21 protein-coding genes are annotated in these 24,994 nt (G+C 72.7%); 5 read left to right on the forward strand and 16 right to left on the reverse strand.

Annotated features, from left to right (window positions below):
• The first annotated feature begins 86 nt into the window (after positions 1–86).
• Positions 87–2,300, forward strand: a complete 2,214-nt coding sequence (glgB, locus tag B5Y66_RS00440; protein WP_079569558.1) for a 1,4-alpha-glucan branching protein GlgB — start codon at positions 87–89, stop codon at positions 2,298–2,300.
• A gap of 82 nt (positions 2,301–2,382) precedes the next feature.
• Here glgB and B5Y66_RS00445 read toward each other — a convergent pair whose 3' ends face one another.
• Genes B5Y66_RS00445 through B5Y66_RS00455 form a run of 3 tightly spaced genes read right to left on the reverse strand, consistent with a single transcriptional unit; the run spans position 2,383 to position 5,834 of the window.
• Complete coding sequence (locus B5Y66_RS00445) at positions 2,383–3,336, reverse strand: tetratricopeptide repeat protein (protein WP_079569561.1); 954 nt, start codon at positions 3,334–3,336, stop codon at positions 2,383–2,385.
• 24 nt (positions 3,337–3,360) lie between these two features.
• Entirely contained in the window at positions 3,361–4,374 is a 1,014-nt protein-coding gene (locus tag B5Y66_RS00450) for a hypothetical protein (RefSeq protein ID WP_079569564.1), read from the reverse strand.
• A complete protein-coding gene (locus tag B5Y66_RS00455) occupies positions 4,371–5,834 on the reverse strand; it encodes a hypothetical protein (protein WP_079569566.1) in 1,464 nt (487 codons plus the stop codon). The genes B5Y66_RS00450 and B5Y66_RS00455 overlap by 4 nt, the downstream gene beginning before the upstream one ends.
• 307 nt (positions 5,835–6,141) lie before the next feature.
• Here B5Y66_RS00455 and B5Y66_RS00460 point away from each other — a divergent pair, with 307 nt between their 5' ends.
• Positions 6,142–7,584 carry a coiled-coil domain-containing protein gene (locus B5Y66_RS00460; protein WP_217700697.1) on the forward strand — a complete coding sequence of 481 codons (1,443 nt, stop codon included), beginning with the start codon at positions 6,142–6,144 and terminating at the stop codon, positions 7,582–7,584.
• Between the two features lie 57 nt (positions 7,585–7,641).
• On the opposite strand, the gene B5Y66_RS00465 is transcribed toward B5Y66_RS00460, so the two are convergent.
• From B5Y66_RS00465 to B5Y66_RS00475, 3 genes are all read right to left on the reverse strand, one after another.
• Positions 7,642–8,487 (reverse strand): alpha/beta fold hydrolase, encoded by an 846-nt coding sequence (locus B5Y66_RS00465; protein WP_079569569.1) that lies wholly within the window; start codon positions 8,485–8,487, stop codon positions 7,642–7,644.
• A 56-nt stretch (positions 8,488–8,543) separates the two neighbouring features.
• On the reverse strand, positions 8,544–9,317 hold the full coding sequence (locus B5Y66_RS00470) for an alpha/beta hydrolase (RefSeq protein WP_079569571.1): 774 nt from the start codon (positions 9,315–9,317) through the stop codon (positions 8,544–8,546).
• 93 nt (positions 9,318–9,410) lie between these two features.
• Positions 9,411–9,710: a hypothetical protein gene (locus B5Y66_RS00475; protein WP_079569574.1), complete on the reverse strand. Its 300-nt coding sequence runs from the start codon at positions 9,708–9,710 to the stop codon at positions 9,411–9,413.
• Between the two features lie 120 nt (positions 9,711–9,830).
• Here B5Y66_RS00475 and B5Y66_RS00480 point away from each other — a divergent pair, with 120 nt between their 5' ends.
• Positions 9,831–10,802 carry an FKBP-type peptidyl-prolyl cis-trans isomerase gene (locus B5Y66_RS00480; protein ID WP_079569577.1) on the forward strand — a complete coding sequence of 324 codons (972 nt, stop codon included), beginning with the start codon at positions 9,831–9,833 and terminating at the stop codon, positions 10,800–10,802.
• Between the two features lie 129 nt (positions 10,803–10,931).
• Positions 10,932–11,474, forward strand: coding sequence for a phosphoribosyltransferase (locus B5Y66_RS00485; protein WP_079569581.1), 543 nt, complete (start codon positions 10,932–10,934; stop codon positions 11,472–11,474).
• 4 nt (positions 11,475–11,478) lie between these two features.
• Here B5Y66_RS00485 and B5Y66_RS00490 read toward each other — a convergent pair whose 3' ends face one another.
• Positions 11,479–12,408: an alpha/beta fold hydrolase gene (locus B5Y66_RS00490; RefSeq protein WP_217700698.1), complete on the reverse strand. Its 930-nt coding sequence runs from the start codon at positions 12,406–12,408 to the stop codon at positions 11,479–11,481.
• 69 nt (positions 12,409–12,477) lie between these two features.
• Here B5Y66_RS00490 and B5Y66_RS00495 point away from each other — a divergent pair, with 69 nt between their 5' ends.
• Positions 12,478–13,038 (forward strand): TetR/AcrR family transcriptional regulator, encoded by a 561-nt coding sequence (locus B5Y66_RS00495; protein ID WP_217700699.1) that lies wholly within the window; start codon positions 12,478–12,480, stop codon positions 13,036–13,038.
• A 116-nt stretch (positions 13,039–13,154) separates the two neighbouring features.
• On the opposite strand, the gene nrdF is transcribed toward B5Y66_RS00495, so the two are convergent.
• From nrdF to B5Y66_RS00540, 9 genes are all read right to left on the reverse strand, one after another.
• Positions 13,155–14,135 carry a class 1b ribonucleoside-diphosphate reductase subunit beta gene (nrdF, locus tag B5Y66_RS00500; protein ID WP_079569584.1) on the reverse strand — a complete coding sequence of 327 codons (981 nt, stop codon included), beginning with the start codon at positions 14,133–14,135 and terminating at the stop codon, positions 13,155–13,157.
• A 41-nt stretch (positions 14,136–14,176) separates the two neighbouring features.
• Positions 14,177–16,303, reverse strand: coding sequence for a class 1b ribonucleoside-diphosphate reductase subunit alpha (nrdE, locus tag B5Y66_RS00505; protein WP_139820717.1), 2,127 nt, complete (start codon positions 16,301–16,303; stop codon positions 14,177–14,179).
• A 38-nt stretch (positions 16,304–16,341) separates the two neighbouring features.
• Positions 16,342–16,773, reverse strand: coding sequence for a class Ib ribonucleoside-diphosphate reductase assembly flavoprotein NrdI (nrdI, locus tag B5Y66_RS00510; RefSeq protein WP_079569590.1), 432 nt, complete (start codon positions 16,771–16,773; stop codon positions 16,342–16,344).
• A gap of 149 nt (positions 16,774–16,922) precedes the next feature.
• The gene (gene nrdH, locus B5Y66_RS00515) at positions 16,923–17,165 is read right to left on the reverse strand and encodes a glutaredoxin-like protein NrdH (RefSeq protein WP_079569593.1); all 243 of its coding nucleotides are present in this window, start codon (positions 17,163–17,165) and stop codon (positions 16,923–16,925) included.
• Between the two features lie 586 nt (positions 17,166–17,751).
• Entirely contained in the window at positions 17,752–19,164 is a 1,413-nt protein-coding gene (locus tag B5Y66_RS00520) for a serine hydrolase domain-containing protein (RefSeq protein WP_079569596.1), read from the reverse strand.
• Between the two features lie 25 nt (positions 19,165–19,189).
• Complete coding sequence (locus B5Y66_RS00525) at positions 19,190–20,650, reverse strand: GH1 family beta-glucosidase (protein WP_079569598.1); 1,461 nt, start codon at positions 20,648–20,650, stop codon at positions 19,190–19,192.
• 125 nt (positions 20,651–20,775) lie between these two features.
• Complete coding sequence (gene yicI / locus B5Y66_RS00530; RefSeq protein ID WP_079571534.1) at positions 20,776–23,082, reverse strand: alpha-xylosidase; 2,307 nt, start codon at positions 23,080–23,082, stop codon at positions 20,776–20,778.
• Between the two features lie 78 nt (positions 23,083–23,160).
• Entirely contained in the window at positions 23,161–24,030 is an 870-nt protein-coding gene (locus B5Y66_RS00535) for a carbohydrate ABC transporter permease (protein WP_079569602.1), read from the reverse strand.
• A complete protein-coding gene (locus tag B5Y66_RS00540; RefSeq protein WP_407656352.1) occupies positions 24,030–24,992 on the reverse strand; it encodes a carbohydrate ABC transporter permease in 963 nt (320 codons plus the stop codon). Before B5Y66_RS00540 ends, B5Y66_RS00535 begins: the two co-directional genes overlap by 1 nt.
• Positions 24,993–24,994 lie beyond the last annotated feature (2 nt).

The raw sequence follows: 24,994 nt of genomic DNA on the forward strand, positions 1-24,994 counted from the left end.
GGTATGCCTCGCGGACCTCCTCGCGGTCGCGGAGCCTGGCCGCGCGCCGGGACGCGACGGTCCCTCGTCCGTGGAATCGTGTGCGCATGACGCCGTCACCGCCGCCCGTCGACCCCGAGGTGCTGACCGCCCTCGCGCAGGGCACCCTGCACGACCCGCACGCCGTGCTCGGCCCGCACCTGCTGGACGACGTCGCGGACGGCCGGGCGTGGGCGGCCGTGCGGGTGCTGCGGCCGCTGGCCGACGAGGTGGTGGTCGTGACGCCGGACGGCGAGCACCCGGCTCGGCACGCGGCGGCGGGCGTCTGGGAGGCCGTGGTGCCGGCCGGCGCCGACGCGGGCGGCGTCAGGCACGCGCCGGACTACCGGGTCCGCACGCGGTACGACGACGACGTACAGACGGTCGACGACCCCTACCGCTTCCTGCCCACCGTGGGCGAGATGGACCTGCACCTGATCGCCGAGGGCCGGCACGAGGAGCTGTGGCGGGTGCTCGGCGCGAACCCGCACCGCTACCCGAGCGCGCTCGGCGACGTCGAGGGCACCGCGTTCGCCGTCTGGGCACCGAACGCGCGCGGCGTGCGGCTGGTGGGCGACCACAACCGGTGGACCACGGTGCACCCGATGCGCTCGCTCGGCGCGAGCGGGGTGTGGGAGCTCTTCGTGCCCGGCGTGGGTGCGGGCAGCCGCTACAAGTTCGAGGTGCTGGGCGCCGACCGCGTGTGGCGGGCCAAGGCCGACCCGCTCGCCAAGGGCACCGAGGTGCCGCCGGCGACGGCGTCCGTCGTCGTCGACTCCGCCTACGCCTGGGGCGACGACGACTGGCTGACCACGCGGGCCGCGCGCGACCCGCACGGCGGCCCGATCAGCGTGTACGAGGTGCACCTCGGCTCGTGGCGGCCAGGGCTCGGCTACCGCGAGCTGGCCACCGAGCTCACGGCGTACGTGGTCGAGCAGGGCTTCACCCACGTCGAGCTCCTGCCCGTGGCGGAGCACCCCTTCGGCGGGTCGTGGGGGTACCAGGTCACGGGCTACTACGCGCCGACGGCGCGGTTCGGCCACCCGGACGACTTCAGGTACCTCGTGGACCGGCTGCACCAGGCCGGGGTGGGCGTCATCCTCGACTGGGTGCCGGGCCACTTCCCGCGCGACGAGTTCGCCCTCGCCCGGTTCGACGGCTCACCGCTGTACGAGCACGCCGACCCGCGCCGCGGCGAGCAGCCCGACTGGGGCACGTACGTCTTCGACTTCGGCCGCCGCGAGGTGCGCAACTTCCTCGTCGCCAACGCCACGTACTGGTTCGAGGAGTTCCACGCGGACGGCCTGCGCGTGGACGCCGTCGCGTCGATGCTCTACCTCGACTACTCGCGCAAGCCCGGCGAGTGGGAGCCCAACGTGCGCGGCGGCCGGGAGAACCTCGAGGCGATCGCGTTCCTGCAGGAGGCGAACGCCACGGCCTATCGCCGCTCCCCCGGCGTCATGATGATCGCCGAGGAGTCCACCGCCTTTCCGGGCGTCACGCGGCCCACCGACGCGGGCGGGCTCGGTTTCGGGCTGAAGTGGAACATGGGCTGGATGAACGACGGGCTCCGGTACGTGGCCCACGACCCGATGTACCGGCGCTTTCACCACCACGAGCTGACGTTCTCGCTGGTCTACGCCTTCTCCGAGCAGTACGTGCTGCCCGTCAGCCACGACGAGGTGGTGCACGGCAAGGGCTCGCTGCTGCGCCGGATGCCCGGCGACCGGTGGAAGCAGCTCGCAGGCGTGCGGTCGTTCCTCGCCTACCAGTGGACCCATCCCGGCAAGCAGCTGCTGTTCATGGGCCAGGAGTTCGCGCAGGACGCCGAGTGGGACGAGGCCTCCGGCCTCGACTGGTGGCTGCTCGAGACGCCCGGTCACGCGGGCGTGCAGCACCTCGTGCGCGACCTCAACGCCCTCTACCGCCACACGCCCGCCCTGTGGGAGCGGGACTTCGACGCCGGCGGCTTCGAGTGGCTGGACGCCGACGACGCCGACCACGACACGCTGTCGTGGGTGCGGCGGGCGGCCGACGGCAGCCCCGCCGTCGTGGTCGTGAACTTCGCCGGCGTGCCGCACGAGGGCTACCGCCTCGCGCTGCCGGACGGCGGCGCCTGGGACGAGTCGCTGAACACCGACGCGCTGGACTACGGCGGCTCCGGCGTCGGGAACCTGGGGCGGGTGCACGCCCAGGACGTCCCCTGGAAGGGGCGACGGCACTCCGTCACGCTGCGCGTGCCGCCGCTGGCTGCGCTGGTCCTCCGTCCCGCCGCCGGCTGAGCCTGCGGACACGCCCACCGCCGCCGGTCGAGCCTGTCGAAACCCAGAGCCGGGTCTCGACAGGCTCGACCGACGGGCGCGCTCAGTAGAGGCTGATCGCCAGGCGCTGGCGGGCCTTGACCACGCGCGGGTCGGTAGGGCCGACGATCTCGAAGTACTCGACGAGCCGCACGCGCAGCTGCTCCTTCGTGTCGGCGTCGGCGCCGGGCAGCTGCTCGAGCAGGCGGGCGAACGCGTCCTCGACCTTGCCGCCGAGCATGTCCATGTCCGCCACCGCGAGCTGGGCGTCGACGTCCGCCGGAGCGTCCGCCGCCGCGGTGCGTGCGACCTGCAGGTCGGCGCCGCGGGTTCGCTGCAGCAGCCGCACCTGCGCGAGCCCCGCCACCGCGAGCGAGTCCTTCGGGTCCTGCTTGATCGCCTTCTCGTACGCGGCGACGGCGGTGTCCAGGTCGTCGCGCTCGATCGCGTCGTACGCCTCCTGGTGCAGCGGCGGCAGCGGCTCCTCGACCGGCTCCTCCTCGGCGGCCTCGGGGAGCTCCTCGCCGTCGCCGCCCTGGGCGGGTGCGCGCCCGGTGACGCCGTTCTGCTCGGCCGCGGCCAGCACCTGGTCGAGCACGCCGCGGACCTGCTCCTCGGGCGCCGCGCCCTGGAACAGGGGCAGCGGCTGACCCTGGAGCACGGCGACGACGGTCGGCACGCCCTGCACCTGGAAGGCCGCAGCCACCTGGGGGTAGGCCTGGGCGTCGAGGCGGCCGAGCAGGAAGCGCCCGGCGTACTCGTGGGCGAGCCGCCCGAGCAGCTCGGCGAGGTCGGCGTTCGCCTTGTCGGTGGGGATCCACAGGAGCATGACCACGGGGTACGTGGTCGAGTCCTGCACCACCTGCTGGAAGTTCGCGTCCGTGACGTCCAGCACGTAGCCCTCCGCCGACGGCGCGCCGCCGGGCTCCCCCGGGGGCGGCGACTGGGGGCGGTTCAGGGCCGACAGGTCGACGGCGCCACGCGTGCTGAAGGTCGGGTCGGGCGTGGGGTTGGTCATGGGCGCCATCCTAAGAGGCGAGCGTCAGTTGGAGGCCGCCGTCGCCACGTGCGAGTAGCCGAGCGGCCGGATCTTCTCGTCGGAGCCCTTGGCCGGGACGTACAGCGCGACCATGTCGGTGTACTCGGTCTTCAGCACGTTCGACTCGCCGGCGTCGCCGAGCAGGGCCTTCTGCGTCTCCGACAGTGCGGGCACCTTGGCCTCGTCCTCCGCCTCGACGGTGGTCTGGCCGTCGAGGACGCCCATCACGAGCGCCCCGCCGTCGGCGGTGCGGACGGAGCGCACCTCGTCCTTGCGCGCCTTGTACTTCTGCGTGTACTTGGTCCCGGACTCCTCGAACCCGGGAACCTCCTTCCACGCCGCCGCGTCGGCCGCGACCGCCGCGACCAGGTCGCCGTCCGGCAGGTCGAACCCCTTGGCGAAGGACGACTTCTTGGCCCCCAGGGTGACCAGGTCGGCGTACTGCGCGAGCGCGTCGGTGGGCGACGCCGCGAGCGTGTCGTCGTCGGCGGCCACGGCCTCCGACCCGATGCCGGCGTCGGCGAAGGCGGGCATCGCCACGCCCGGGATGAGCTGTGTCCAGGCCCACATCTTGTAGTCCGAGCGCGCGGTCTCCTGCTCGAAGGCGACCAGGCGCGGCGTCTCGAGGTCCTCGGTGCTGGTCGTGATCGAGTAGCTCGTGCGCGGCCAGCCCTCGGTGGTCGGGATCACCATCTGCTGGGACTCGCTCGGGATGTCCGTGACGAACTCCGCGTTGTCCCGCTCCTTGGCCACGGACAGCTGGCTCGTGCGCACCTCGTACGCCGGCCCGGTGACGCGCGGCTTGAGGTCCTTGCCCTTGAGGGCCTTGTCGGCCTTCTTGACCGTGTCCGCGACCGCGGTGAACACCTGGGTGTCCTGCTCCTCGGTCAGCACGGGCCCGCTGAACGCCTCGCCGGGCACGGGCTGGGGCAGCTCGTCGGCGCAGCCGGCGAGCAGCGTCGTCGAGACGACGACGGCGCTCGCCACGGCCAGGCCGCGGGTGGTTCGGCGGTTCATCGGTTCTCCCCGTCTGCGGAGGTCGAGCTGTCGGTCGGGTCGGCGGCCTGCCCGGTCCGGGAGGTGTCGCCGAAGCCCCAGGTGGCGCGCCAGGCGGCGGCGCGGCCCGCGGGCGTGGACGTGTCGGGGCGGGTGACGCCCTCCTCGGGCACCGGCACGCCCTGCTGCGGGCGCACCGCGGGGATCGAGCCCGTGATGGCGCGCAGCATGCGGGTCATCCCGCCCTGCTCGGCGACCCGCCGGGCCTCTTCCTGGGCGCGCAGCTCACGCCGCGTCATGCGCAGGGCACCGGTGGCCGTGGTGGGCTCCCCGGGCACCGGGTCGTGCGGCGACGGGTCCGCCGCCACCGGCTCCGCCGGGACCGGCACCGCCGGGGCGGGGACGGGTGCGGGAGCGGCGACGCCGCCGAACGGCGCCGCGCCCTCCTCGACGGCCGGTGCGGCCGGGTCGGCGACGACGTCCTCGCGCTGCCGGCGACGCGACCGGCGCAGCAGCCGGCTCGCGAGGGGGACCTCCGCCGTGCCGGCGGCGTCACGCGCGCTGCCGTCGTCCTGCGCGGTGCCGTCGTCCTGCGCGGTGCCGTCGTCCTGCGCGGTGCCGTCGTCGTGGGCGGGGCGGTCGAGCGGTTCGCCCGCCACGAGCCCGCCCGGCGCGGCCGCGCCGTCCACCGGGGCCGCCGCGTCGGCGCCCGCCGACCCCGGACGCACCGGGGCGAAAGGGCTCCCGAGGCCGGCTGCAGGCGGGCCGTCGCCGTGGAGGTCGGTGCCGGTCTCGTCGCGCGACCCCTGCTCGGCCGTGTCAGCCATGTCCGCCTCGTCGGCACGGCGGGCGCGGGCCCGCCGGCCGCCGACGACGAGCAGAGCGGCGCCGATGAGGACCAGCGCCGCGCCCACCCCGACGCCGGGCCACAGGTACGGCGTGCTGACGCTGCGCGGCCAGGTGAGCTCGAGGGTCGGCGCCTGCGCGCCCTCCCCGACACCCGCGGCGAGCAGCGTCCAACGGCCGGGGCGGTCGCTCCAGCGCAGCGTGACGCTGTTCTCGTCGCTGGCCTCGGCCACCCACATGTCCGACCCGGCGGGGTCGGGCCCGGACTTCGGCGCCTCGTTGGTCTCCGCGTCGGCGTCGGCGGGCTCACCCGCCGTGACCGCGAGGTTCTCCCAGTCGCTCAGGCCCGTCACGCGCGAGTACGGGTCGTTGCCGACCCATCCCGCGACGTCGACGTCCCGGCCGACGGCCAGGGTGACCTTCTGCCCCTCGGGTACGGACGCGCTGACCGTGACGTCGCCTCCGACGAGTCCGAGCACACCGGGATCGGTGACGACGAACGTGCCGTCACCGGTCGGTGTGGCCGTGGCGACCACCGTGTCGGTGTCGCGCCAGACCGTGGCGGAGGCGACACCGAGCGCGGCGGCGACCAGTCCGAGGAGGACCAGGACACCGCCCAGAATGCGTTGCAGCACCGAGCTTTCCCTTCGACGTGGACAGTCCAGCATAGGGACGGCAGGCCGGGCTCCGTCCATGTGACCGTCCTGGCAGGGTGCGGTTCACGAACCCTTCACGACTTGCGTGCTGCGGGCGCGCCCCGGCTCCTGCGCGCCGTCACGACCCATGGAACACTGCCGGGGCGACGCCGTCGCGCCGCACCGACCCGGCGTGGGAAGATGTCCGACTCGTCCCGCGAGGGCAAGAATGTCCCGAGTATCGGCGTCCTGCCCCCACCACTATCCTGGCGAGGCCGGGGCACCCACCATGTACGGAGGTCTGCACGTGTCCGACGAGCGCACGCTCTTCCCGATCACCATGCGCGGTTACGACCGCACCCAGGTGGACGGTCACATCGCCCGACTCGAGCAGGCGCTCGAGGAGGCCCGCCGGAACGTCGAGAGCACCGACGCGCGCGCCATGCAGATCTCCTCGGAGCTCGCGCTGGTGCAGCGCCAGCTCCGGGAGAACGAGAAGCCGTCGTACGCCGGGCTCGGCTCCCGCGTCGAGCGGCTGCTGCGGTCCGCCGAGGAGCAGTCCACCGAGGTGCTCACCCAGGCCAACCAGCAGGCCGCCGACGTGATGGCGCGAGCCAAGCTGTCCGCCGGCCAGGTGCGCGCCCGCGCGGAGTCCGAGGCCTCCGAGCTGCTGGGCAGCGCACGCCGCGAGGCCGAGGAGATCCGGTCCACGACGGCCGCGGAGGCCGAGGGCACGCTCCTCGCCGCCCAGCGCCGCGCCGAGGAGCTGGTCGGCTCTGCCGAGCGCGAGGCCGCCCTCATCACCTCCACGCTCTCCGCGGAGGAGAGCGAGCGGCGCGCCACCCTCGAGCGCGAGATCGGCGTCCAGCGTTCCACCGCCGAGCGCGAGACCACCGAGCTGCGGGTCTCCGCCGAGCGGGACACCGCGCAGCAGCGGGCGCAGACCGCCGCCGAGGCCGCCGCCCTGCGCGAGGAGGCCGACCGCGAGTCGACCGACCTGCTCGAGCGCACCCGTCGCGAGGCTGCCCGCATCGTCGCCGAGGCCAAGCACCACGCGGCCGAGGCGTCCGACGCCGTCACGACCGAGCTCGAGCAGCTCCGCGAGCAGGCCCGCGCCGCGCTGGCCGACGCCGAGCTCGAGATCGCCCAGCGCCGCGAGCAGGTGGAGCACGAGGCCGCCGCCCGGCACGAGACGGCGCGGCAGGAGACCGACCTGCTCGTGCGCGCCGCCGAGGAGCACGCCGCGGAGGCCGAGCAGCGCGTCGCCCTGGCGCTGCAGCAGGCGGAGAAGGTCCGCGCGGAGTCGGACGCGTACGTCAAGGCGCTCGTGGCGGACGCCCGCCGCACGGCCGACGGGATCGTCTCCGAGGCGCGCGAGTTCACCGAGCAGATGGTGAACGACGCCCGTGCCGAGGCGGAGCACCACCGCACCACGGCGACCCGGCAGCTCGAGGACCTCACGCGGCGGCACGACTCGATCAACTCCTACCTCGACGAGCTGCGCGGCCTGCTCGGCGCGGAGAAGGCCGCGCCCGCCGCCGCCGTCGCCGAGCCCGTCGTCGTCGCGGACGTCCCCGGCCCCCCGCCGGAGCCGGTGGTCGAGGCCGAGCCGGTCGCCGAGGCTGCCCCGGAGGAGCCCGAGGAGGCTGCCGACGAGGAGCCGACGCCGAGCGAGCCCGTGCAGCCGGAGGACGCCGCCGACACGGACGCCGGCGCCGAGAAGGAGACGCCTGCGGCCTCGAAGGCCTGAGCGCCGCACCCCGCCGAGGGCCCGCCACCGATCCGGTGGCGGGCCCTCGGCGTCTCGTCAGCGGGTCGACGCCGGCCGGTACTGCCAGGGCCACCGGGGCGGGTTGGTGCGCTCGGCCACGCGCCGGTGCAGCAGGCCGATCGCGGCCGCGACGGTGGCCGGGTCCTCGACGGCGCTCATGTGGCCGGCAGCGGGGACCACGGTGAGCGCGCCGTCGCGCGCCGCGTGCACCATGTGCTCGGCCTCGACCAACGGGGTCACCTGGTCCTCGGCCCCGACCACCACCGCGACGGGGCCGTCGAACGTCTCCAGCACGGGGGTGCGGTCGGGCCGCGCGGCCATCGCACGCTGCGCCCAGGCCACGCCCGACGGCGACTGCGCACGGATCCAGGACTCGAGCAGCGGGAAGAGGTTGCGGCGCTGCTCGGCGCTCGTGGTGCCGAGCAGCGCGCCGGGCATGCTGAGCACCGGGTCGAGCGTCTGGCCTTCGGTGACGAGGTCCGCGATCCGGAGCCGGTTGGCCCGCGCCGCGTCGAGGTCCGCCGTCGACTTGGTGTCCACGAGCCCGAGCCCGACGACGAACCCCGGGTGCCGCTCGGCCAGGGCCAGCGCCACGTAGCCACCCATCGACAGCCCGACCACGACCGCGTTTCCCTCGCCCTGCGCGCGCATGGTGCGATGGACGGCGTCGGCCACGTCCTCGAGCCGCGGCGGGATACCCCCGAGGTCGGAGTGGCCCTGGCCGGGCAGGTCCACGCCGATGGCGCGCACCCCCTCGGGCAGGGCCTGTGCCGCGGCCGCCCACATGCGGTGGTCGAGCGGGAAGCCGTGCAGCAGCAGGACCGGCGTGCCCGCCCCCTCGTGGAGCGGGTAGGTCGCCAGGAGCGCAGAGGTGGTGGTCATCGTCGACTCCTCGTCATCAGCGGATCACATCAGCGGGTGGTCCCGCCCGTGCCGGGTCATCGCGGAACGGTCTCGGCCTGATGTACCTCGCCGTCGAAGTGCGTCGGCAGCGGGGCGTGGCCGGGCAGCACGTGCCCGACGATCTCGTCGAGCACCCGGCGCACCGCCGGCTCCCCGACCCACAGGTGCTTCGCGCCGTCGACGCCGATCACCTCGGCCTGCGGCACGCGGGCGAACCGGCGGCGGGCCTCGTCGGGGCGCAGGTAGTCGTCGTGCTCGGGCACGAGCACCACCAGCGGACGGCCGAACGCCGCCCAACGGTCGAGGTCGGCGTCCGTGGCACGGTGCAGCGGCGGCGACAGCAGGATCGCGCCCTCGACGGCCGGGTCGGTGCCGTGCTTGAGCACCAGCTCGGTGCCGAACGACCAGCCGACGAGCCACGGCCGTGGCAGCTCACGGAACTCCGCGAGCTCGATCGCGGCGGCCACGTCGTACCGCTCCGCGTCCCCGCCGTCGAACGCCCCGCCGGACGTGCCGCGGGGCGACGACGTCCCCCGGGTGTTGAACCGCAGCACGGCGAGGTCCGCGAGCGCGGGCAGGCGCCACGCCGCCTTGCGGTACACGTGCGAGTCCATGTAACCGCCGTGCGTGGGCAACGGGTGGAACGTGAGGAGGGTCGCGACCGGGTCCCGGCCGGCCGGGAGGGCGAGCTCGCCGACGAGCGTGAGCCCGTCCGCCGTGTGCAGCTCGACGTCCTCACGGCGCGCTGGGAGCATCGTGAGGGAGCGGATCTGGTGACCGGTGGCCTGCCCGGCTGCGTCGTCGTTCATCGCCTCCCAGCGTAGTTCCGCCCGGCGCTCCAGGCCGGTCCGGGGACGGCGGTCCGCCTCGTCGTGAGGTCGGCACAGGTGCGCGGCGTCACGTCAGCGCAGCCGCGCGCGACGCTCCCAGCAGGAGGCGTGCCAGTGCCGGCGGTCCTCGAGGCCCGCGGCCTCTCCCCCGACGCCGTCCCGCTGCCACGCGACCACGTGCGGCGTGCCCGCCGGGATCTCCTGCCGGCAGGCCGGGCAGCGGTACGCCTTGTCGCCGCCGCGCAGCCGCCGCACCGTCCACTCGCCGTCGTCGGCGCTCTCGCGGCGCACCCCGCCGAGGGCACGGTCGAGGTCGATCGGCGGGGGCGGCGCGCTCCAGGGGCGCTTGCGGGAGGGACGACGCGAGGGCATGCACCCATTGTCGCGCGACGGCACGCTCCGCCCCCCGCGGGCCCCTGGAAGCCTGGACGGCGCGGTCAGGTGGTGCCGTTACAGTGGCCCGGTTCGCCACCGCCGACCGAAGGACTCCCCGTGAAGCTCCGCACGTCCGCCGCCGCCACCGCGCTGGCGCTGGCCGCGGCCCTGACCCTGACCGCCTGCGCCGACGACTCGGGCGACGGTGCTACCCCGTCGGCCTCGGCGTCGTCGTCGGCGGCGCCCGAGACCCCTGCCCCCACCAAGGAGGACGTCGCCGCCCTGGAGTCCGTGAAGGTCGAGGGCGAGGCCGGCAAGGAGCCGAAGCTGTCCTTCAAGGCCCCGCTCGAGGTGTCGACCGCGACGTCCCGCGTCATCGACGAGGGCGACGGCGCCGAGCTGGCCGAGGGGATGAAGGTCACGATCGACTTCGTCGGCTACCTCGGGGCCGACGGCAAGAGCCAGGGCTCCACCTGGGCGCAGAAGGCGCCGCAGAGCTTCGTCCTCGGCGACGCGAGCTACGGCGTGCTGACCGAGCCCCTCCAGGGCCAGAAGGTCGGCTCCCGCGTCCTCGTCGCGTTCCCGTCGCAGGACGCCCAGGGGCAGGCCGTCACGGCCGTCAACCTCATCGAGGTCACAGACGCGAAGAAGATCCCGACGCGCGCCGAGGGCGAGGCCGTCGAGCCGGAGAAGGGCCTGCCGACCGTCACGCTCGACGACTCGGGCAAGCCGTCGGTGGAGATCCCGAAGGGCTACGAGGCGCCGAAGGACCTCGTCTCGCAGCCGCTCATCAAGGGCGACGGGGCGAAGGTGAAGGAGGGCCAGACGATCACGGCCCAGTACACCGGCTGGACGCTCGACGGGAAGTCCTTCGACTCGTCGTGGGAGCGCGGCACGCCCGCCAGCTTCCCGATCGCGCAGGGCCAGGTCATCGACGGCTGGGTCAAGGGCCTCGCCGGCCAGACCGTCGGGAGCCAGGTGCTCCTCGTGATCCCCGCCGAGCAGGCGTACGGCGCCGAGAAGAGCGACGACAACGAGCTCGCCGGCCAGCCGCTGGTCTTCGTGGTCGACATCCTCGACGCGCAGTGACGCCGCGGCCGTCGTCGTGACGTCCCGCACGTCACGACGACGGCCGTGCAGGTCACCTGCAGGTCAGCACCACCACGGCGGCGGGCCCCCGGTCACGGGGGTTCGCCGCCGCGCGTATTCTCGGGGTCCATGAGCGCACAGCCCGTCCCTGCCGGCACCGAGCCGCCCACCGCCGTCGACGTCGCCCCCGAGCGCGAGGTGCTCACCTGGACCCTGCTGCCCGTGGCGATCCGCGAGCTGGCGCAGCGGGTCGTCGACAGCGGGTTCCTGCCCGACGTCGTGGTCGCGGTCGCCCGTGGCGGCCTCGTGCCCGGCGGCGCCATGGCGTACGCGCTGGGCACCAAGGGAGTGGGCACGCTGAACGTCGAGTTCTACACCGACATCGGCAAGACGCTCGACGACCCGCGCGTGCTCCCGCCCCTCATGGACACGTCCGAGCTTCCCGGGTCCAAGGTGCTCGTGGTGGACGACGTCGCCGACTCGGGCCGCACCCTCGCGCTGGTCATGGACCTCCTCGCGAAGCAGGGCGCCGACGCCCGCTCCGTGGTGCTCTACACCAAGCCGCGCACCATCATCCGGCCGGACTACTCCTGGCGGGACACGGACCTGTGGATCACCTTCCCGTGGTCCGCCGACCCGCCCGTCACCGGTGCGCACTCGGCCGACGTCTGAGCCGTCATGCGGCCCGGGCGAACAGCTCCCGGGCCCGGTCGACCACGAGGTCCGGGCGCTCGTCGACCATGAAGTGCGAGACCCCGGGGAGCACGTCGACGGTGAGGTCGTCGGCACGCTCCTCGTACCCGCCCATCAGGCGCGGGTCGCTGAGGATGTCGCCCTCGCCGAGCAGCGACACCGTTGGCGTGGTCAGGTACCCGTCCCGGTAGGCCCCGCGCAGCACGGCCCACAGCTCGCGCCGCACGAAGTCGCGGCAGAGCGCCGACCCCGCGCGTGCGCGCGCGGGCTGCCGGAGCGGAGCGACGAACGCCTCGACGTCCGCGTCGGTCATCGCGGGCTTCTCGCCGCCGTATGCCCGCAGCAGGTGGCGCGGGAGGCGCTGACCGCCCCGACCGAGGGCCCGCGGCCCGGTCAGCCGGGAGGCGAGCACCATCTGGAACCACGTGTGCCGCAGCGTGAGCAGCATCCGCGGGTCGAACCGCAGCCACGGGTGGGGCACGCCCATGGTCAGCAACGACGCGGCCCGGTCGGGGTGCTCGAGGCCGAGGTGGAAGCCGACGATCGCGCCCCAGTCGTGGGCGACGACGTGCGCGCGGCTCAGCCCCAGCGCGTCGAGCAGCCCGACGACGTCGGCCAGGAGCCGGTCGTGGGTGTAGCCGTCGGACGGAGCGTCGGTCCAGCCGCAACCACGCATGTCGGGGCACACGACGTGGTGGTCCTCGGCCAGCGGCCCGATCACGCCGCGCCACTCCCACCAGTGCTGCGGGAACCCGTGGAGCAGCAGCACCGGCTCGCCGGCGCCCTGCTCGACGACGTGCATCGCGAGCCCGTCGACGTCGACCCACCGATGGGTGACGCCGGCCAGCTCGGGCATCGGTACCGCGGGCAGCGTCGTGGCGGCCCGCCCTCTACCCACCGCGTTCTCGTCCATACCGTCCGACGCTACTATGGCTGTAGTGTCATGTCACTACATCCGCAGTAATCGGGCTAGGGTGCCGTCGTGACCACCATCGCCCCGCCCCGCCGTCGCGCGCTCGACGCGGCCGTCGACCTGCTCGGCACCGAGGGGCTCCGCGCCCTCACGCACGGACGGGTCGACGAGCGCGCCGGCCTCCCCCGCGGGTCGACGTCGAACTATTTCCGCACCCGCACCGCCCTGCTGGCCGGGGTCTCCGACGAGCTCGCCGCCCGTGACCTCGCCGCCCTGGCCGCCGCGCCGGAGCCCGGGTCGGCGGCCGACTTCGTCGACATGCTGTGCGCCGGCTTCGCGCAGGCGACCGGCCCCGACCGCGCCGCCACGACCGCCCGCCTCGCCCTCTTCCTCGAGGCGAGCCACGACGCCGACCTGCGAGGGCGCGTGAACCGAGGGCGCGACGCGCTCATCGACTGGGGCGAACGGATGGCGGGCCGGCTCGGCGCGGCCGACGCGCGGGCGGCGATGCTCGCCGTCGCCGGCACCTACGAGGGCCTGCTGCTGCACGCGATCGCGCGCCACGACCCCGCCGACCCGCGCCCGACGCTCGCGCTCGTCGTCGACGCGGCGCTGGGACCGCCGAGGTAGTTCCGGACGCGCCGAGGTAGTTCCGGACGCGCCGAGGTAGCGCGAAAGGGCGGCCCGCATTGATGCGGGCCGCCCCTTCGCACTACATCGGCGGATCTCGGACTATCTCAGCAGGGTCAGAAGTCCCAGTCGTCGTCCTCGGTGGCGACGGCCTTGCCGATGACGTACGACGAACCGGACCCGGAGAAGAAGTCGTGGTTCTCGTCGGCGTTCGGCGACAGCGCGGCCAGGATGGCCGGGTTCACGGCCGTGTCCTCCTTCGGGAACAGCGCCTCGTAGCCCAGGTTCATCAGGGCCTTGTTGGCGTTGTACCGCAGGAACGCCTTGACGTCCTCGGTGAGGCCGAGCTCGCCGTACAGGGCGTCCGTGTACGCGACCTCGTTCTCGTACAGCTCGAAGAGCAGCTCGAACGTGTACGCCTTGAGCTCGTCCTGCTCGGTCTGGCTGACCTGCGCCAGGCCCTTCTGGTACTTGTAGCCGATGTAGTACCCGTGCACCGCCTCGTCGCGGATGATGAGCCGGATCAGGTCGGCCGTGTTCGTCAGCTTGGCGCGGCTGGACCAGTACATCGGCGCGTAGAAGCCGGAGTAGAAGAGGAACGACTCGAGCATGGTCGAGGCGACCTTGCGCTTCAGCGGGTCGTCGCCCCGGTAGTAGTCGAGCACGATCTCGGCCTTGCGCTGCAGGTGCGGGTTCTCCTCCGACCAGGCGAACGCCTCGTCGATCTCTCGCGTCGAGATCAGCGTCGAGAAGATCGACGAGTAGCTCTTGGCGTGTACCGACTCCATGAACGCGATGTTGGTGTACACCGCCTCCTCGTGCGGGGTCAGCGCGTCGGGGATGAGCGACACCGCGCCGACCGTGCCCTGGATGGTGTCCAGCAGCGTGAGGCCGGTGAACACGCGGGTCGTCATGAGCCGCTCGGCCTCGCTGAGCGTGTGCCACGACTGGATGTCGTTCGAGACCGGCACCTTCTCCGGCAGCCAGAAGTTGCCGACCAGACGGTCCCAGACCTCGAGGTCCTTCTCGTCCTGCAGACGGTTCCAGTTGATCGCGGTCACGCGATCGATGAGCTTGAGCTTCCCCGTGGGCGCCATGGTCTTCTCTTCCCCGAATTCCCGATCGTTGCTCAACGCACTCACAGCATGCAGCTGACGCAGTTCTCCACCTCGGTGCCCTCGAGGGCCATCTGGCGGAGACGGATGTAGTACAGCGTCTTGATCCCCTTGCGCCAGGCGTAGATCTGCGCCCGGTTCACGTCGCGCGTCGTCACCGTGTCGGGGAAGAACAGCGTCAGCGACAGGCCCTGGTCCACGTGCTGCGTCGCCGCGGCGTAGGTGTCGATGATCTTCTCGTAGCCGATCTCGTACGCGTCCTGGTAGTAGTCCAGGTTGTCGTTCGTCATGTACGGCGCCGGGTAGTACACGCGACCGAGCTTGCCCTCCTTGCGGATCTCGATCTTGGCAGCCACCGGGTGGATCGACGACGTCGAGTTGTTGATGTAGCTGATCGAGCCGGTGGGCGGCACGGCCTGGAGGTTCTGGTTGTAGATGCCGTGCTCCATGACCGACACCTTGAGCGCGCGCCAGTCGTCCTGAGTCGGGATGGCGACCCCGGCAGCGGCGAAGAGCTGCGCGACGCGCTCCGTCGCCGGCTTCCACTCCCCGTCGGTGTACTTGTCGAAGTACTCGCCCGTGGCGTACTTCGAGTCCTCGAACCCGCCGAACGCCTTGCCGCGCTCGATCGCCAGCCGGTTCGACGCGGCGATCGCGTGGTAGGCGACCGTGTAGAAGTAGAGGTTCGTGAAGTCGATGCCCTCGGCGGAGCCGTAGTAGATCCGCTCGCGGGCGAGGTACCCGTGCAGGTTCATCTGCCCGAGGCCGATCGCGTGGCCGAGGTCGTTGGCGCGGCGGATCGACGGGACGGACTCGATGTCCGTCTGGTCGGAGACGGCGGTGAGCGCACGGATCGCGGTGTCGATCGTCTTGGCGAAGTCCGGCGAGTCCATCGTCCTGGCGATGTTGAGCGACCCGAGGTTGCAAGAGATGTCCCGGCCCACGTGGTCGTAGGAGAGGTCCTCGTTGAAGGTCGAGGGCGTCGAGACCTGCAGGATCTCCGAGCACAGGTTGGAGTGCGTGATCCGGCCCTTGATCGGGTTGGCCCGGTTCACGGTGTCCTCGAACATCACGTACGGGTAGCCGGACTCGAACTGCAGCTCGGCGATCGTCTGGAAGAAGTCGCGCGCCTTGATCGTGGTCTTCGTGATCCGGTCGTCGGCGACGAGCTCGTCGTACTTCTCCGAGATGGAGACGTCGGCGAACGGCTTGCCGTAGACGCGCTCGACGTCGTACGGGCTGAACAGGTGCATGTCCGCGTTCGTCTTGGCGAGCTCGAACGTGATGTCCGGGATCACGACGCCCAGCGAGAGGGTCTTGATGCGGATCTTCTCGTCCGCGTTCTCCCGCTTGGTGTCGAGGAACCGCATGATGTCGGGGTGGTGCGCGTGCAGGTACACGGCGCCGGCGCCCTGGCGCGCCCCGAGCTGGTTGGCGTAGGAGAACGAGTCCTCGAGCAGCTTCATCACGGGGATGACGCCGGACGACTGGTTCTGGATGTGCTTGATCGGCGCGCCGTGCTCGCGGATGTTGCTCAGCAGCAGGGCCACGCCGCCGCCGCGCTTGGACAGCTGCAGGGCGGAGTTGATGCCGCGCGCGATGGACTCCATGTTGTCCTCGATGCGCAGCAGGAAGCAGGACACGGGCTCGCCGCGCTGCGCCTTGCCCACGTTGAGGAACGTCGGCGTCGCCGGCTGGAACCGTCCCGAGACGACCTCCTCGACGACGTCGCGCGCGACCTGCTCGTCGCCGTCGGCCAGGCCGAGCGCGACCATCGACACGCGGTCCTCGAAGCGCTCGAGGTATTTCTTCCCGTCGAAGGTCTTCAGCGTGTACGAGGTGTAGTACTTGAACGCGCCGAGGAACGACTCGAACTGGAAGTCCTTCGAGTACGCGAGCCGGAACAGCTCCTTGACGAAGGCACGCGAGTACTTCTCGAGGACCGTCGGGTCGTAGTACTTGTTCTCGACCAGGTAGTCGAGCTTCGCGTCGAGCGTCTCGAACTGGATGGTGTTCGGCACCACGTGCTGCTCGAAGTAGGCCGTGGTGGCCTCGCGGTCCTTGTCGAACTGGATCTTGCCGTCCGGTCCGTACAGGTTCAGCATCGCGTTGAGGGCGTGGTAGTCGAGCTGCACGCCCTGCAGCGGCACCGGGGTGGCGCCGGGGACCTCCGGGGTCGTCGTCGCGCTCACGCCGAGATCAGTGACTGTCGTTGCCAAAATCGTCCCAATCCGTCACGGACGCGCACGGCGTCCTCAGCCGTCCCCAGGAGTTCGAAGGCGTACAGGTAGGGCACCTGGCACTTCGCGGAGATGATGTCGCCGGCGATGCAGTACGCAGCGCCGAAGTTGGTGTTCCCCGCGGCGATGACGCCGCGGACGAGCGACCGGTTGTGCGGGTCGTTGAGGAACTCGCGCACGCGCCGTGGCACGGCGCCGCCCTCGTTGCCCCCGCCGTAGGTCGGGACCATGAGCACGTAGGGCTCGGTCACCGTGAGAGATCCGTCGGTCTTGCGCACCGGGATGCGGTGTACGGACATCCCGAGCTCCTCGAGCCCGAGGCGCCGGACGAACCGGTGGGTGTTCTCCGACACGCTGGAGAAGTAGACGAGAGAACCCATGGTCCCCCTCCCCCGGATGCTGCTTGCCTGAGCGGCGGACGAGCCGCCGACGACGCGCGGCGCCCCGGGTCGAGATCGAAGCCCGGGGCGCCGGCCGTTCGTGGGGTGCCGGCCGCGACGCGCGCGGCCCGGCGGTGTCGGCCCTGGTGTCAGGCCGAGACGGACTGCTGCGCCGCGACCGCGGCGATCTGGTCGGGCCGGAAGCCCGACCAGTGGGTGTCGCCGGCGACGACGACGGGAGCCTGCAGGTAGCCGAGCCCGCGCACCATCTCGAGCGCCTCGGCGTCCTGCGTGATGTCGACCACCGAGTACTCGACGCCCTTGCGATCGAGAGCGCGGTAGGTCGCGTCGCACTGCACACAGGCCGGCTTGCTGTAGACCGTGATGCTCATGTGTCTCTCCCTCTCTGCGCTCCCCGCCGGGGGGCTTCGTCCGACCCGTGCCGATGCCCTGCGAGCCGGTCCCCGGACGGGCCCCGAAGGGCCCGGACCTGGGATGACGCCCGTGGAACTACGCCGGTGTGCTTTGTTCGAAGGGCTGTGCGCCCCGCGTGCTCCAAACACTACACCTAGTGGTCGGGGCGCGCGCGGGACCGACATCTAGTGGTTGACATCCTTGTCATTCGTCGAACACCCCTCGCTCGTCGGCCCCAGGAACAGCGTCCCACGGGGGTCCGACAGCCCTCGTCCACAGGCGGGCCGGGGCTCCGTCCCCAGCGCCCGGGAGCACCCTTCCGCAGCACCGTGCGGCTCCTGCCCGGATGTCCACAGGCGGTGGGCGACGGGCGTCCACAGCATGTGCGTGACGGCGGGTCGACACCCACCCGGACTCAGGTCGTTCCGCCGCCCCGTCGCGAGCGCACGGCCGTCCCGGCAGAACGGACATTCCTGACGGCGAATCCCGTCGAAAACTCGTCGAGGTCGTCGGCGTGTCGCGCACGGTGGTGTGTCGCACAGCCCGGGCGACGCCCCTGCGTCGTCAGCCGGCGGTGTCCTGCACGGCCGAGTCATGTCCCGCCGCACGACCCGCCGCGCTCCAGCCCGCCGGATCGACGCCGCCCGGCACCGGGGTCGCGGGGTCGTACGGCACACGGGTGAGGTGGAACGTGCCGACGTCGAGGGCCTGGGCGGGCGTGCCGGTGGTGACCGGGCGCAGCCGCTCCCCCCACCAGTAGCCGCCCTGGACGCCGATCCAGCCGCCGTCGGCCGACCGGCCGAACACGGTGCCCCGCCCGCCCTCGGCGCTCAGGTCCAGGCGCCCGTCCGCGCGCAGCTCCAGCGTGTACGGCGTCGGGCCCCAGTACCACGTGCCGGTCAGGGCGAAGACCTCCGCGTCCACACCTCCCGCGGCCCCGCTCCCGCGGCCCGGCTCGTCCAGGAGGTCGAGCAGGAACGCGGCGTCCCCGAACCCGGCCGTCGAGCTGCCGCAGACGGCGACCACCTCCCCCGTGGCGGGGTCGGCGCGCAGGGTGGCGGTGAACCCGGGCACCGAGCCGCCGTGGCCCACGGTGCGGCGCGCGGACGACCCGCCCGTGGCCGCCGCGTGGTGGACGGACACGCCCAGTCCCCACGCCGCCGCGAACGGCTCGCCGTCGTCGACCACCGCGCGCGGCGCCGCCATCCGGCGTCGCCATCCGAGCGGCAGGACGTCGTCTCCGCCGTCTGTCGCGCCGACCAGCCACGACCCGAACCGCACCAGGTCCGACGGCGTGGACCACACCTCCCCCGCGGGTCCCATCGCGCCGTAGGCGGCGACGGGCTCGGCGAGCACGGCGTCGGCGTGCGGGTGCACGGCGTATCCGGCGGCGGCCCCGCCCCGCGGCGTCCGGCCCGTGGCCGACATGCCCAGCGGCGCCCAGACCTCGTCGTGCAGGACGGCGTCCCACGACCGCCCGTGCGCCTCCTCCAGCAGCCGGCCCAGCACGGCGTAGCCGACGTTGGAGTAGTGGTGCCGCTCGCCGGGCTGCCCCACCGGCGTGACGCCCGAGGCGACCAGCTCGTCCCAGGAGCCCGCGCCGTGCCGCTCCCACCACGGCCCGGGCGGCTCGGCGGGCAGGCCCGCGGTGTGGGTGAGCAGGTGGGCGAGGGTCGCGTCGGGAGCCGGGGCGTCCGGCAGGTGGCGCCCGACCGGGTCGTTCAGCCCGACCCGCCCCGCGGCCACCAGGCGCAGCACCGCGACCGCCGTCATCGGCTTGGTGATCGACCCGATGCGGAACACCGTGCCCGCGTCCGCCGGGGACCATCCCGCGGTGCCGGCCCATGCCACCTCGCCGGCCCGGCCCACCGCGGCGGACAGCGCCGGGACGCGCCGGTCACGGCACCGGGCGCGCAGGGCGTCGCCGAGCCGGGAGGTGGTGTCGGGCGGGAACGGTGCGGGGTGCGCGTCGGCCATGCCCCGCACCGTAGTGCCGGCGCCGTCAGGGAGCGACGGCGCCGACCGGCGGCAGCTCGCCGGTGGAGACGAGGCGGCGGTACCAGTGGGCCGAGTCCTTCCAGGTGCGCTCGCCCGTCGGGTAGTCGACGTGCAGGATGCCGAAGCGCTTGGAGTAGCCGTAGCCCCACTCGAAGTTGTCCATCAGCGACCAGGCGAAGTACCCGCGCACGTCCACCCCGGCATCACGGGCCGCGCCCACGGCGTCGACGTGGTCGTGCAGGTAGGCGACGCGGCGGTCGTCGTGCACCCGGCGCTCGCCGCCGGTGACGACGAGATCGTCGTCGAAGGCCGCGCCGTTCTCGGTGACGGCCAGCGGAAGGCCCGGGTAGGTGCGGTGCAGCCGCAGCAGCAGGTCCGTGAGGCCGGACGGCTCGATGTTCCAGCCCATGGCGGTGTACGGACCGGGCTGCTGGGCGAACTCGACGTCGGTCACGCCGATCCACGGGCTGTGCCGGGACGCGCCGTGCCCGTCGTTCTCCGACCGCTCCCCGTCGCCGGTGAACCGGCGCACGGTGACCGTGGAGTAGTAGTTCACGCCGAGCACGTCGAGCGGCTGGCGGATCTGCTCGAGGTCGCCGTCGCGCACGAAGGACCAGTCGGAGACGTGCGCGGTGTCGGCGAGCAGGTCCTCGGGGTACGCGCCGTCGAGGATCGGGCCGAGGAACGCCCGGTTGGCGAGCGCGTCGATCGTGCGGACGGCGTCGGCGTCGCCCTCCGACGCCGCGTCCACCGGGCGGATCGCGTGCAGGTTCAGGGTGATGGACACCTGCGCGCCCGGCAGCACGTCGCGGATCGCGCGGGCCGCCAGGCCGTGCGCCAGGTTGAGGTGGTGGACGGCCGCGAGCGCCGCGGCGGGCTCGGTGCGGCCGGGCGCGTGCACGCCGGAGCCGTACCCGAGGTAGGCGGAGCACCACGGCTCGTTGAGAGTGGTCCAGGCCTCGACGCGGTCCCCGAGCACCACCGCCATGGACCGGGCGTACTCGGCGAAGGCGTACGCCGTCTCCCGGTTCGCCCAGCCGCCCTCGTCCTCGAGCTCCTGGGGCAGGTCCCAGTGATAGAGCGTGACGAACGGCCGGATGCCTCGCGCGCGGAGCTCCTCGAGAAGGGTGCGGTAGAAGGCGACGCCCTCGGGGTTGAGGGGGCCGCTCCCGCCGGGCTGCACCCGGGACCACGAGATCGACAGGCGGTAGGCGCCGACACCCAACCGGTCGAGGTGCTCCACGTCCTCGGCCCACCGGTGGTAGTGGTCGCAGGCGACGTCGCCCGTGTCGCCGTCCCGGGTGCGCCCCGGCGTGCGGGAGTACGTGTCCCAGATGGACGGGCCGCGGCCCCCTTCGGCGGCGGCCCCCTCGATCTGGTACGCGGCGGTGGCGGTGCCCCACAGGAAGTCGGCCGGGAACGTGCGTGAGGCGGTCGCGGCGGTGGCGGTGCTCGTCGTCGTCATTGGGGTTCGGTCCTCGATGCTCGGGGTCGCGGGTTGGTGGAAGCGCTCCCACCTCTGATCGGCAGTGTAGCCAGGGGCGCCCGGCGCGGACGCGACGTCGGGCTCCCGACGTCCGGCAGTCGACCTCATCGGCCCAGGGTGACGGTGCCGGGGCCCTCGCCGGCCGCCGTCCGCTCCCCCGCCCGGACGCTCCAGGAGCCGGGGGCGTCGTCGGTCGTGACGACGACGTCGTCGCCGGCGCGACGCACGCGGAACCGCGCCGCCTCGCCGTCCGGCCCGCCCGTCGGCACGACGGTGACGGCGTCGTACCCGTCCGGGAGCTCGATGCACCGCAGCTCGACGCCGTCGGCCCAGGCGTAGTCGGGCCGGTCCCTGCGGCTCCCGACCGGCAGCACCGTGCCCGGGCGGACCAGCACGGGCAGGGAGTCGAAGTCGTGGGTCTCGGTGACCCAGCGCGGGCCCGTCACGGTGGCCGCGTGCGTGCCGCCCGCGCCGTCGAGCAGCCGGGTCCACGTGCCCTCCGGCACGTAGTACTCGACCGCGCCGTCGGCCGTGAGGACCGGGGCGACGAGCAGGGCGCCGCCCAGCATGTACTGCGTGTCCACGCCGTAGGTGCCGCGGTCGGCGGGGAACTCCAGCGCCATCGGTCGCATGACCGGCGTGCCCGCGGCGTGCGCCTCCTCCCCCGCCGCGGCGAGGTAGGGCATGAGCGACATCTTCAGGTGGGTGAAGCGGCGCGCGACGTCGACGGCCTCCTCGTCGAACGCCCACGGCACGCGGTACGACGACGAGCCGTGGAGGCGCGAGTGGCTGGACAGCAGCCCGAACGCGAGCCAGCGCTTGAACACCCCGGCGTCGGGCGTGCCCTCGAAGCCGCCGATGTCGTGGCTCCAGTACCCGAACCCGGACATCGCGAGCGACAGCCCGCCGCGCAGCGACTCGCCCATCGACGCATACGTCGAGTCGCAGTCACCGCCCCAGTGCACCGGGAACTGCTGGCCGCCCGCCGTGGCTGCCCGTGCGAAGACGACGGCCTCCCCGTGCCCGCGACGCCGCTCCAGCAGCCGGAAGACCGCCTCGTTGTACAGCTCCGCGTAGTAGTTGTGCATCCGGCGCGGGTCGGAGCCGTCGTGCCAGACGACCCCCTCGGTGGGCACGCGCTCGCCGAAGTCGGTCTTGAAGCAGTCCACGCCCTGGTCGAGCAGGCGCTCCAGGTGGCCCAGGTACCAGTCCGTGGCCTCGGGGTTCGTGAAGTCGACCAGGGCCATGCCGGCCTGCCACAGGTCCCACTGCCACACCCCGCCGTCCGTGGTCCGCAGCAGGTAGCCCTTCTCGCGACCCTCCGCGAACAGCGGCGAACGCTGCCCGATGTACGGGTTGATCCAGACGCTCACCTTCAGCCCGCGCTCGTGCAGGCGCGCCAGCATGCCCTCCGGGTCCGGGAAGACGCGCGGGTCCCACTCGAAGTCGCACCACTGGTACTCACGCATCCAGAAGCAGTCGAAGTGGAAGACGCTGAGCGGCAGCCCGCGCTCGGCCATCCCGTCCACGAACCGGGTCACCGTGGCCTCGTCGTAGTCCGTGGTGAACGACGTCGACAGCCAGGTGCCGTACGACCAGGCGGGCACGCGCGCCGGACGTCCCGTGAGCCCGGTGTACCGGCGCAGCACGTCCTTCGGTGTCGGGCCGGCGATGACGTAGTACTCGAGCGCCTGCCCCTCCACCGAGAACTGGACGCGAGTGTTCACCTCGGAGGCGACCTCGAGCGACACCCGCTCCGGGTGCGCCACGAACACCCCGTAGCCCTTGCTCGTCAGGTACAGGGGGACGTTCTTGTACGCCTGCTCGCTGGACGTCCCGCCGTCCTCGTTCCAGACGTCGACCGACTGCCCGTTCTTGACGAACGGACCGAACCTCTCGCCGAGCCCGTACACGTGCTCGCCGGGGTCGATCGTGAGCTGCTCGTGCACCCAGGCGCCGCCCTCGAGCGGGCCCGACGTCGCGCTCATGGCACCCACCGACTTGGGCAGGCTGGAGGTGAGCACGCGGCCGTCGTGCTCGAAGTCCACGTGCCACCCGCCGCCCCGGTGCACGCGCACGCTGAGGCCGCCGGTCTCGAGCACGCCCTCCGTCTCGTCGACCTTCACGACCGGCCGGAACCCCGGCTCCGCCGTCACGGCGAACTCGGGGCCGCGGCGCGCGGCGCCCGCGAAGTGCTCCACCCGCACGCGGACCACGCCCGGCGCGGGCGAGGAGTACGTGACCGTGAGCATCGGCCGGTTGAGGGTGTCGCCGCGGCGTCGGATCCGTGCGGTCGGGGCGTAGACGGTCATCGTGCCGGCGGCCTCGTCGACACGGACGTCGTCGACCTCCACCGCGTACAGCGGCTCGATGCCGCGGCGGGTCTGCCAGTAGCCGTCGGTGAACTTCATCAGGTGCACCTACTCCGTGCTGTCGTGTCGATGATGACGCCGGGCCCGGGGGCTCGCCGCGCCAGGGGGTCGGGGGTGCTACTTCACCGCGCCGGCGGTGACGCCACGCGTGAGGGTGCGCTGGAAGATCAGGAAGAAGACGAGGGCCGGGACGAGGGAGACGAGGGCCCCGGCGTTGGTCGTGGGGGCGTCCATCATCCGGTCGCCCTGCAGCGACGCGAGCGCGATGGGGATCGTCTGGGTGTCACCGGTCGTGAGCATGACCAACGGGATGAAGAACTCGTTCCAGGTCCAGATGAAGAAGAAGATCATCAGCACCATCAGGGTGGGGCGCACGATCGGGAACACCACGCGCCACAGGATCCGCCAGCGCCCCGCGCCGTCCAGCGCCGCGGCCTCGAGCAGCGCCGGCGGGAACGTGCCCAGCACGGATGCCAGCAGATAGGTGCCGAAGGCCGACTGGATGACCGTGAAGATGATGATGACGGACCACTGCGAGTTCGACAGGCCCACCTGGCGGGCCATGTCGAACAGCGGGTAGATCAGCGCCTCCTGCGGCAGCATGTTCGCGAGCAGGAACAACAGCACCACCCACATCCGGCCCTTGATCCGGCCGATCCCGATCGCGTAGGCGTTGAGGAGCGAGAGCACGCAGGCCGCCACCGCCACGACCGCGGAGATGAAGAACGAGTTCCACAGCTTCACGGGGAACTCGGTGCGCTGCCAGAAGTTCACGAGCCCGTCGAGGTAGAGCCCGGTCGGGAGGCTGAGCGGCCCGTTCTGCGTGTAGTCGTCGGGCGACTTGAACGCGTTGAGCAGCATGACCAGCAGCGGCGCGACGACGAGCAGCGCGACGACGACGGCGCCCGCGAGCACGAACCAGCGCCCGGCGCCCCGGTGGTGACGGTCGCCGGTGCGGGCCCGCACGGTCGCCAGGGTCGCGGCCATCAGCGCCCCACCTCCTCGGCCCGCTCGGCGCGCGACTGCAGCGCGAGGATGACGACGGCCACCACGACGATCACCACCGTGAGCACGGTCGCGACGGCGGCGCCGTAGCCGACGCGCGACTTGTCGAAGAAGTTGAGGTACGAGTAGTAGCTCGGCACGAGCGTGGAGCTCTCCGGGCCGCCGCGGGTCAGCACGTAGATCGGGCCGAAGACCTTGAGCGCCGCGACCGTGCACGTGAGCGTCACGACGAACGTCTCCGGCCGGATCTGCGGGATCGTGATGGCCCGGAACCGCCGCCACCAGCCGGCGCCGTCGAGCTCCGCCGCCTCGTACAGCTCGGGGTCGACCCGCTGCAGCGCCGCCATGAAGATCACCACGGGGTAGCCGATCTGCACCCAGATCAGCACGAGCATGACGCTCGGCAGCGCCGTGCTCGGGTCGCCGAGCCAGTTCGGCGGGCTCGCGACACCCAGGGCGCGCAGGAGCTCGTTGAGCGCGCCGGTCTGGGCGTTGAGGATCCAGTTCCACAGCACGCCCGCGACCGCGACGGGGAGGATCTGCGGCAGGTAGTACGTGGCCCGCAGGACGGACGCCACGCGGGTGCCGAAGCGCCGGCCCAGGTAGTCGAACAGCACCGCCGCGAGCAGGAGGCCGACCACCGTCGGTACGAGCACCATCGCGACGATCATCGCGATCGAGTTCTGGAACGACGTCCAGAAGGCCGCGTCGTGCCAGAGCTCCGTGTAGTTGTCGAGACCCACCCACGTGAGGGGGGCCAGCCCGCCGCGCCAGGAGAAGAGGCTGATGTAGACGTTGGTCACCAGCGGGTACCCGATGACGAGCACGAAGAGCACCGCGCCGGGCAGCAGGTACGCCAGGTAGGGCAGGGATCGGCCGCGGCGGCGGGGCGTCCGGACGCGGGCCCGGGACGCCGCCGCGGGCGGGCTGAGGGTGGCGGTCACGT

The organism is Krasilnikoviella flava (assembly GCF_900167525.1).
Classification (GTDB): Bacteria; Actinomycetota; Actinomycetes; order Actinomycetales; family Cellulomonadaceae; genus Isoptericola; species Isoptericola flavus.

What these genes read in the sequence shown, in the direction of transcription:
- glgB (WP_079569558.1), top strand. Translation starts at nt 87, where the DNA reads ATGACGCCGTCACCGCCGCCCGTCGACCCCGAGGTGCTGACCGCCCTC.
- B5Y66_RS00445 (WP_079569561.1), bottom strand. Translation starts at nt 3,336, where the DNA reads ATGACCAACCCCACGCCCGACCCGACCTTCAGCACGCGTGGCGCCGTC.
- B5Y66_RS00450 (WP_079569564.1), bottom strand. Translation starts at nt 4,374, where the DNA reads ATGAACCGCCGAACCACCCGCGGCCTGGCCGTGGCGAGCGCCGTCGTC.
- B5Y66_RS00465 (WP_079569569.1), bottom strand. Translation starts at nt 8,487, where the DNA reads ATGACCACCACCTCTGCGCTCCTGGCGACCTACCCGCTCCACGAGGGG.
- B5Y66_RS00470 (WP_079569571.1), bottom strand. Translation starts at nt 9,317, where the DNA reads ATGAACGACGACGCAGCCGGGCAGGCCACCGGTCACCAGATCCGCTCC.
- B5Y66_RS00475 (WP_079569574.1), bottom strand. Translation starts at nt 9,710, where the DNA reads ATGCCCTCGCGTCGTCCCTCCCGCAAGCGCCCCTGGAGCGCGCCGCCC.
- B5Y66_RS00485 (WP_079569581.1), top strand. Translation starts at nt 10,932, where the DNA reads ATGAGCGCACAGCCCGTCCCTGCCGGCACCGAGCCGCCCACCGCCGTC.
- B5Y66_RS00490 (WP_217700698.1), bottom strand. Translation starts at nt 12,408, where the DNA reads ATGGACGAGAACGCGGTGGGTAGAGGGCGGGCCGCCACGACGCTGCCC.
- nrdF (WP_079569584.1), bottom strand. Translation starts at nt 14,135, where the DNA reads ATGGCGCCCACGGGGAAGCTCAAGCTCATCGATCGCGTGACCGCGATC.
- nrdI (WP_079569590.1), bottom strand. Translation starts at nt 16,773, where the DNA reads ATGGGTTCTCTCGTCTACTTCTCCAGCGTGTCGGAGAACACCCACCGG.
- nrdH (WP_079569593.1), bottom strand. Translation starts at nt 17,165, where the DNA reads ATGAGCATCACGGTCTACAGCAAGCCGGCCTGTGTGCAGTGCGACGCG.
- B5Y66_RS00520 (WP_079569596.1), bottom strand. Translation starts at nt 19,164, where the DNA reads ATGGCCGACGCGCACCCCGCACCGTTCCCGCCCGACACCACCTCCCGG.
- B5Y66_RS00525 (WP_079569598.1), bottom strand. Translation starts at nt 20,650, where the DNA reads ATGACGACGACGAGCACCGCCACCGCCGCGACCGCCTCACGCACGTTC.
- yicI (WP_079571534.1), bottom strand. Translation starts at nt 23,082, where the DNA reads ATGAAGTTCACCGACGGCTACTGGCAGACCCGCCGCGGCATCGAGCCG.
- B5Y66_RS00535 (WP_079569602.1), bottom strand. Translation starts at nt 24,030, where the DNA reads ATGGCCGCGACCCTGGCGACCGTGCGGGCCCGCACCGGCGACCGTCAC.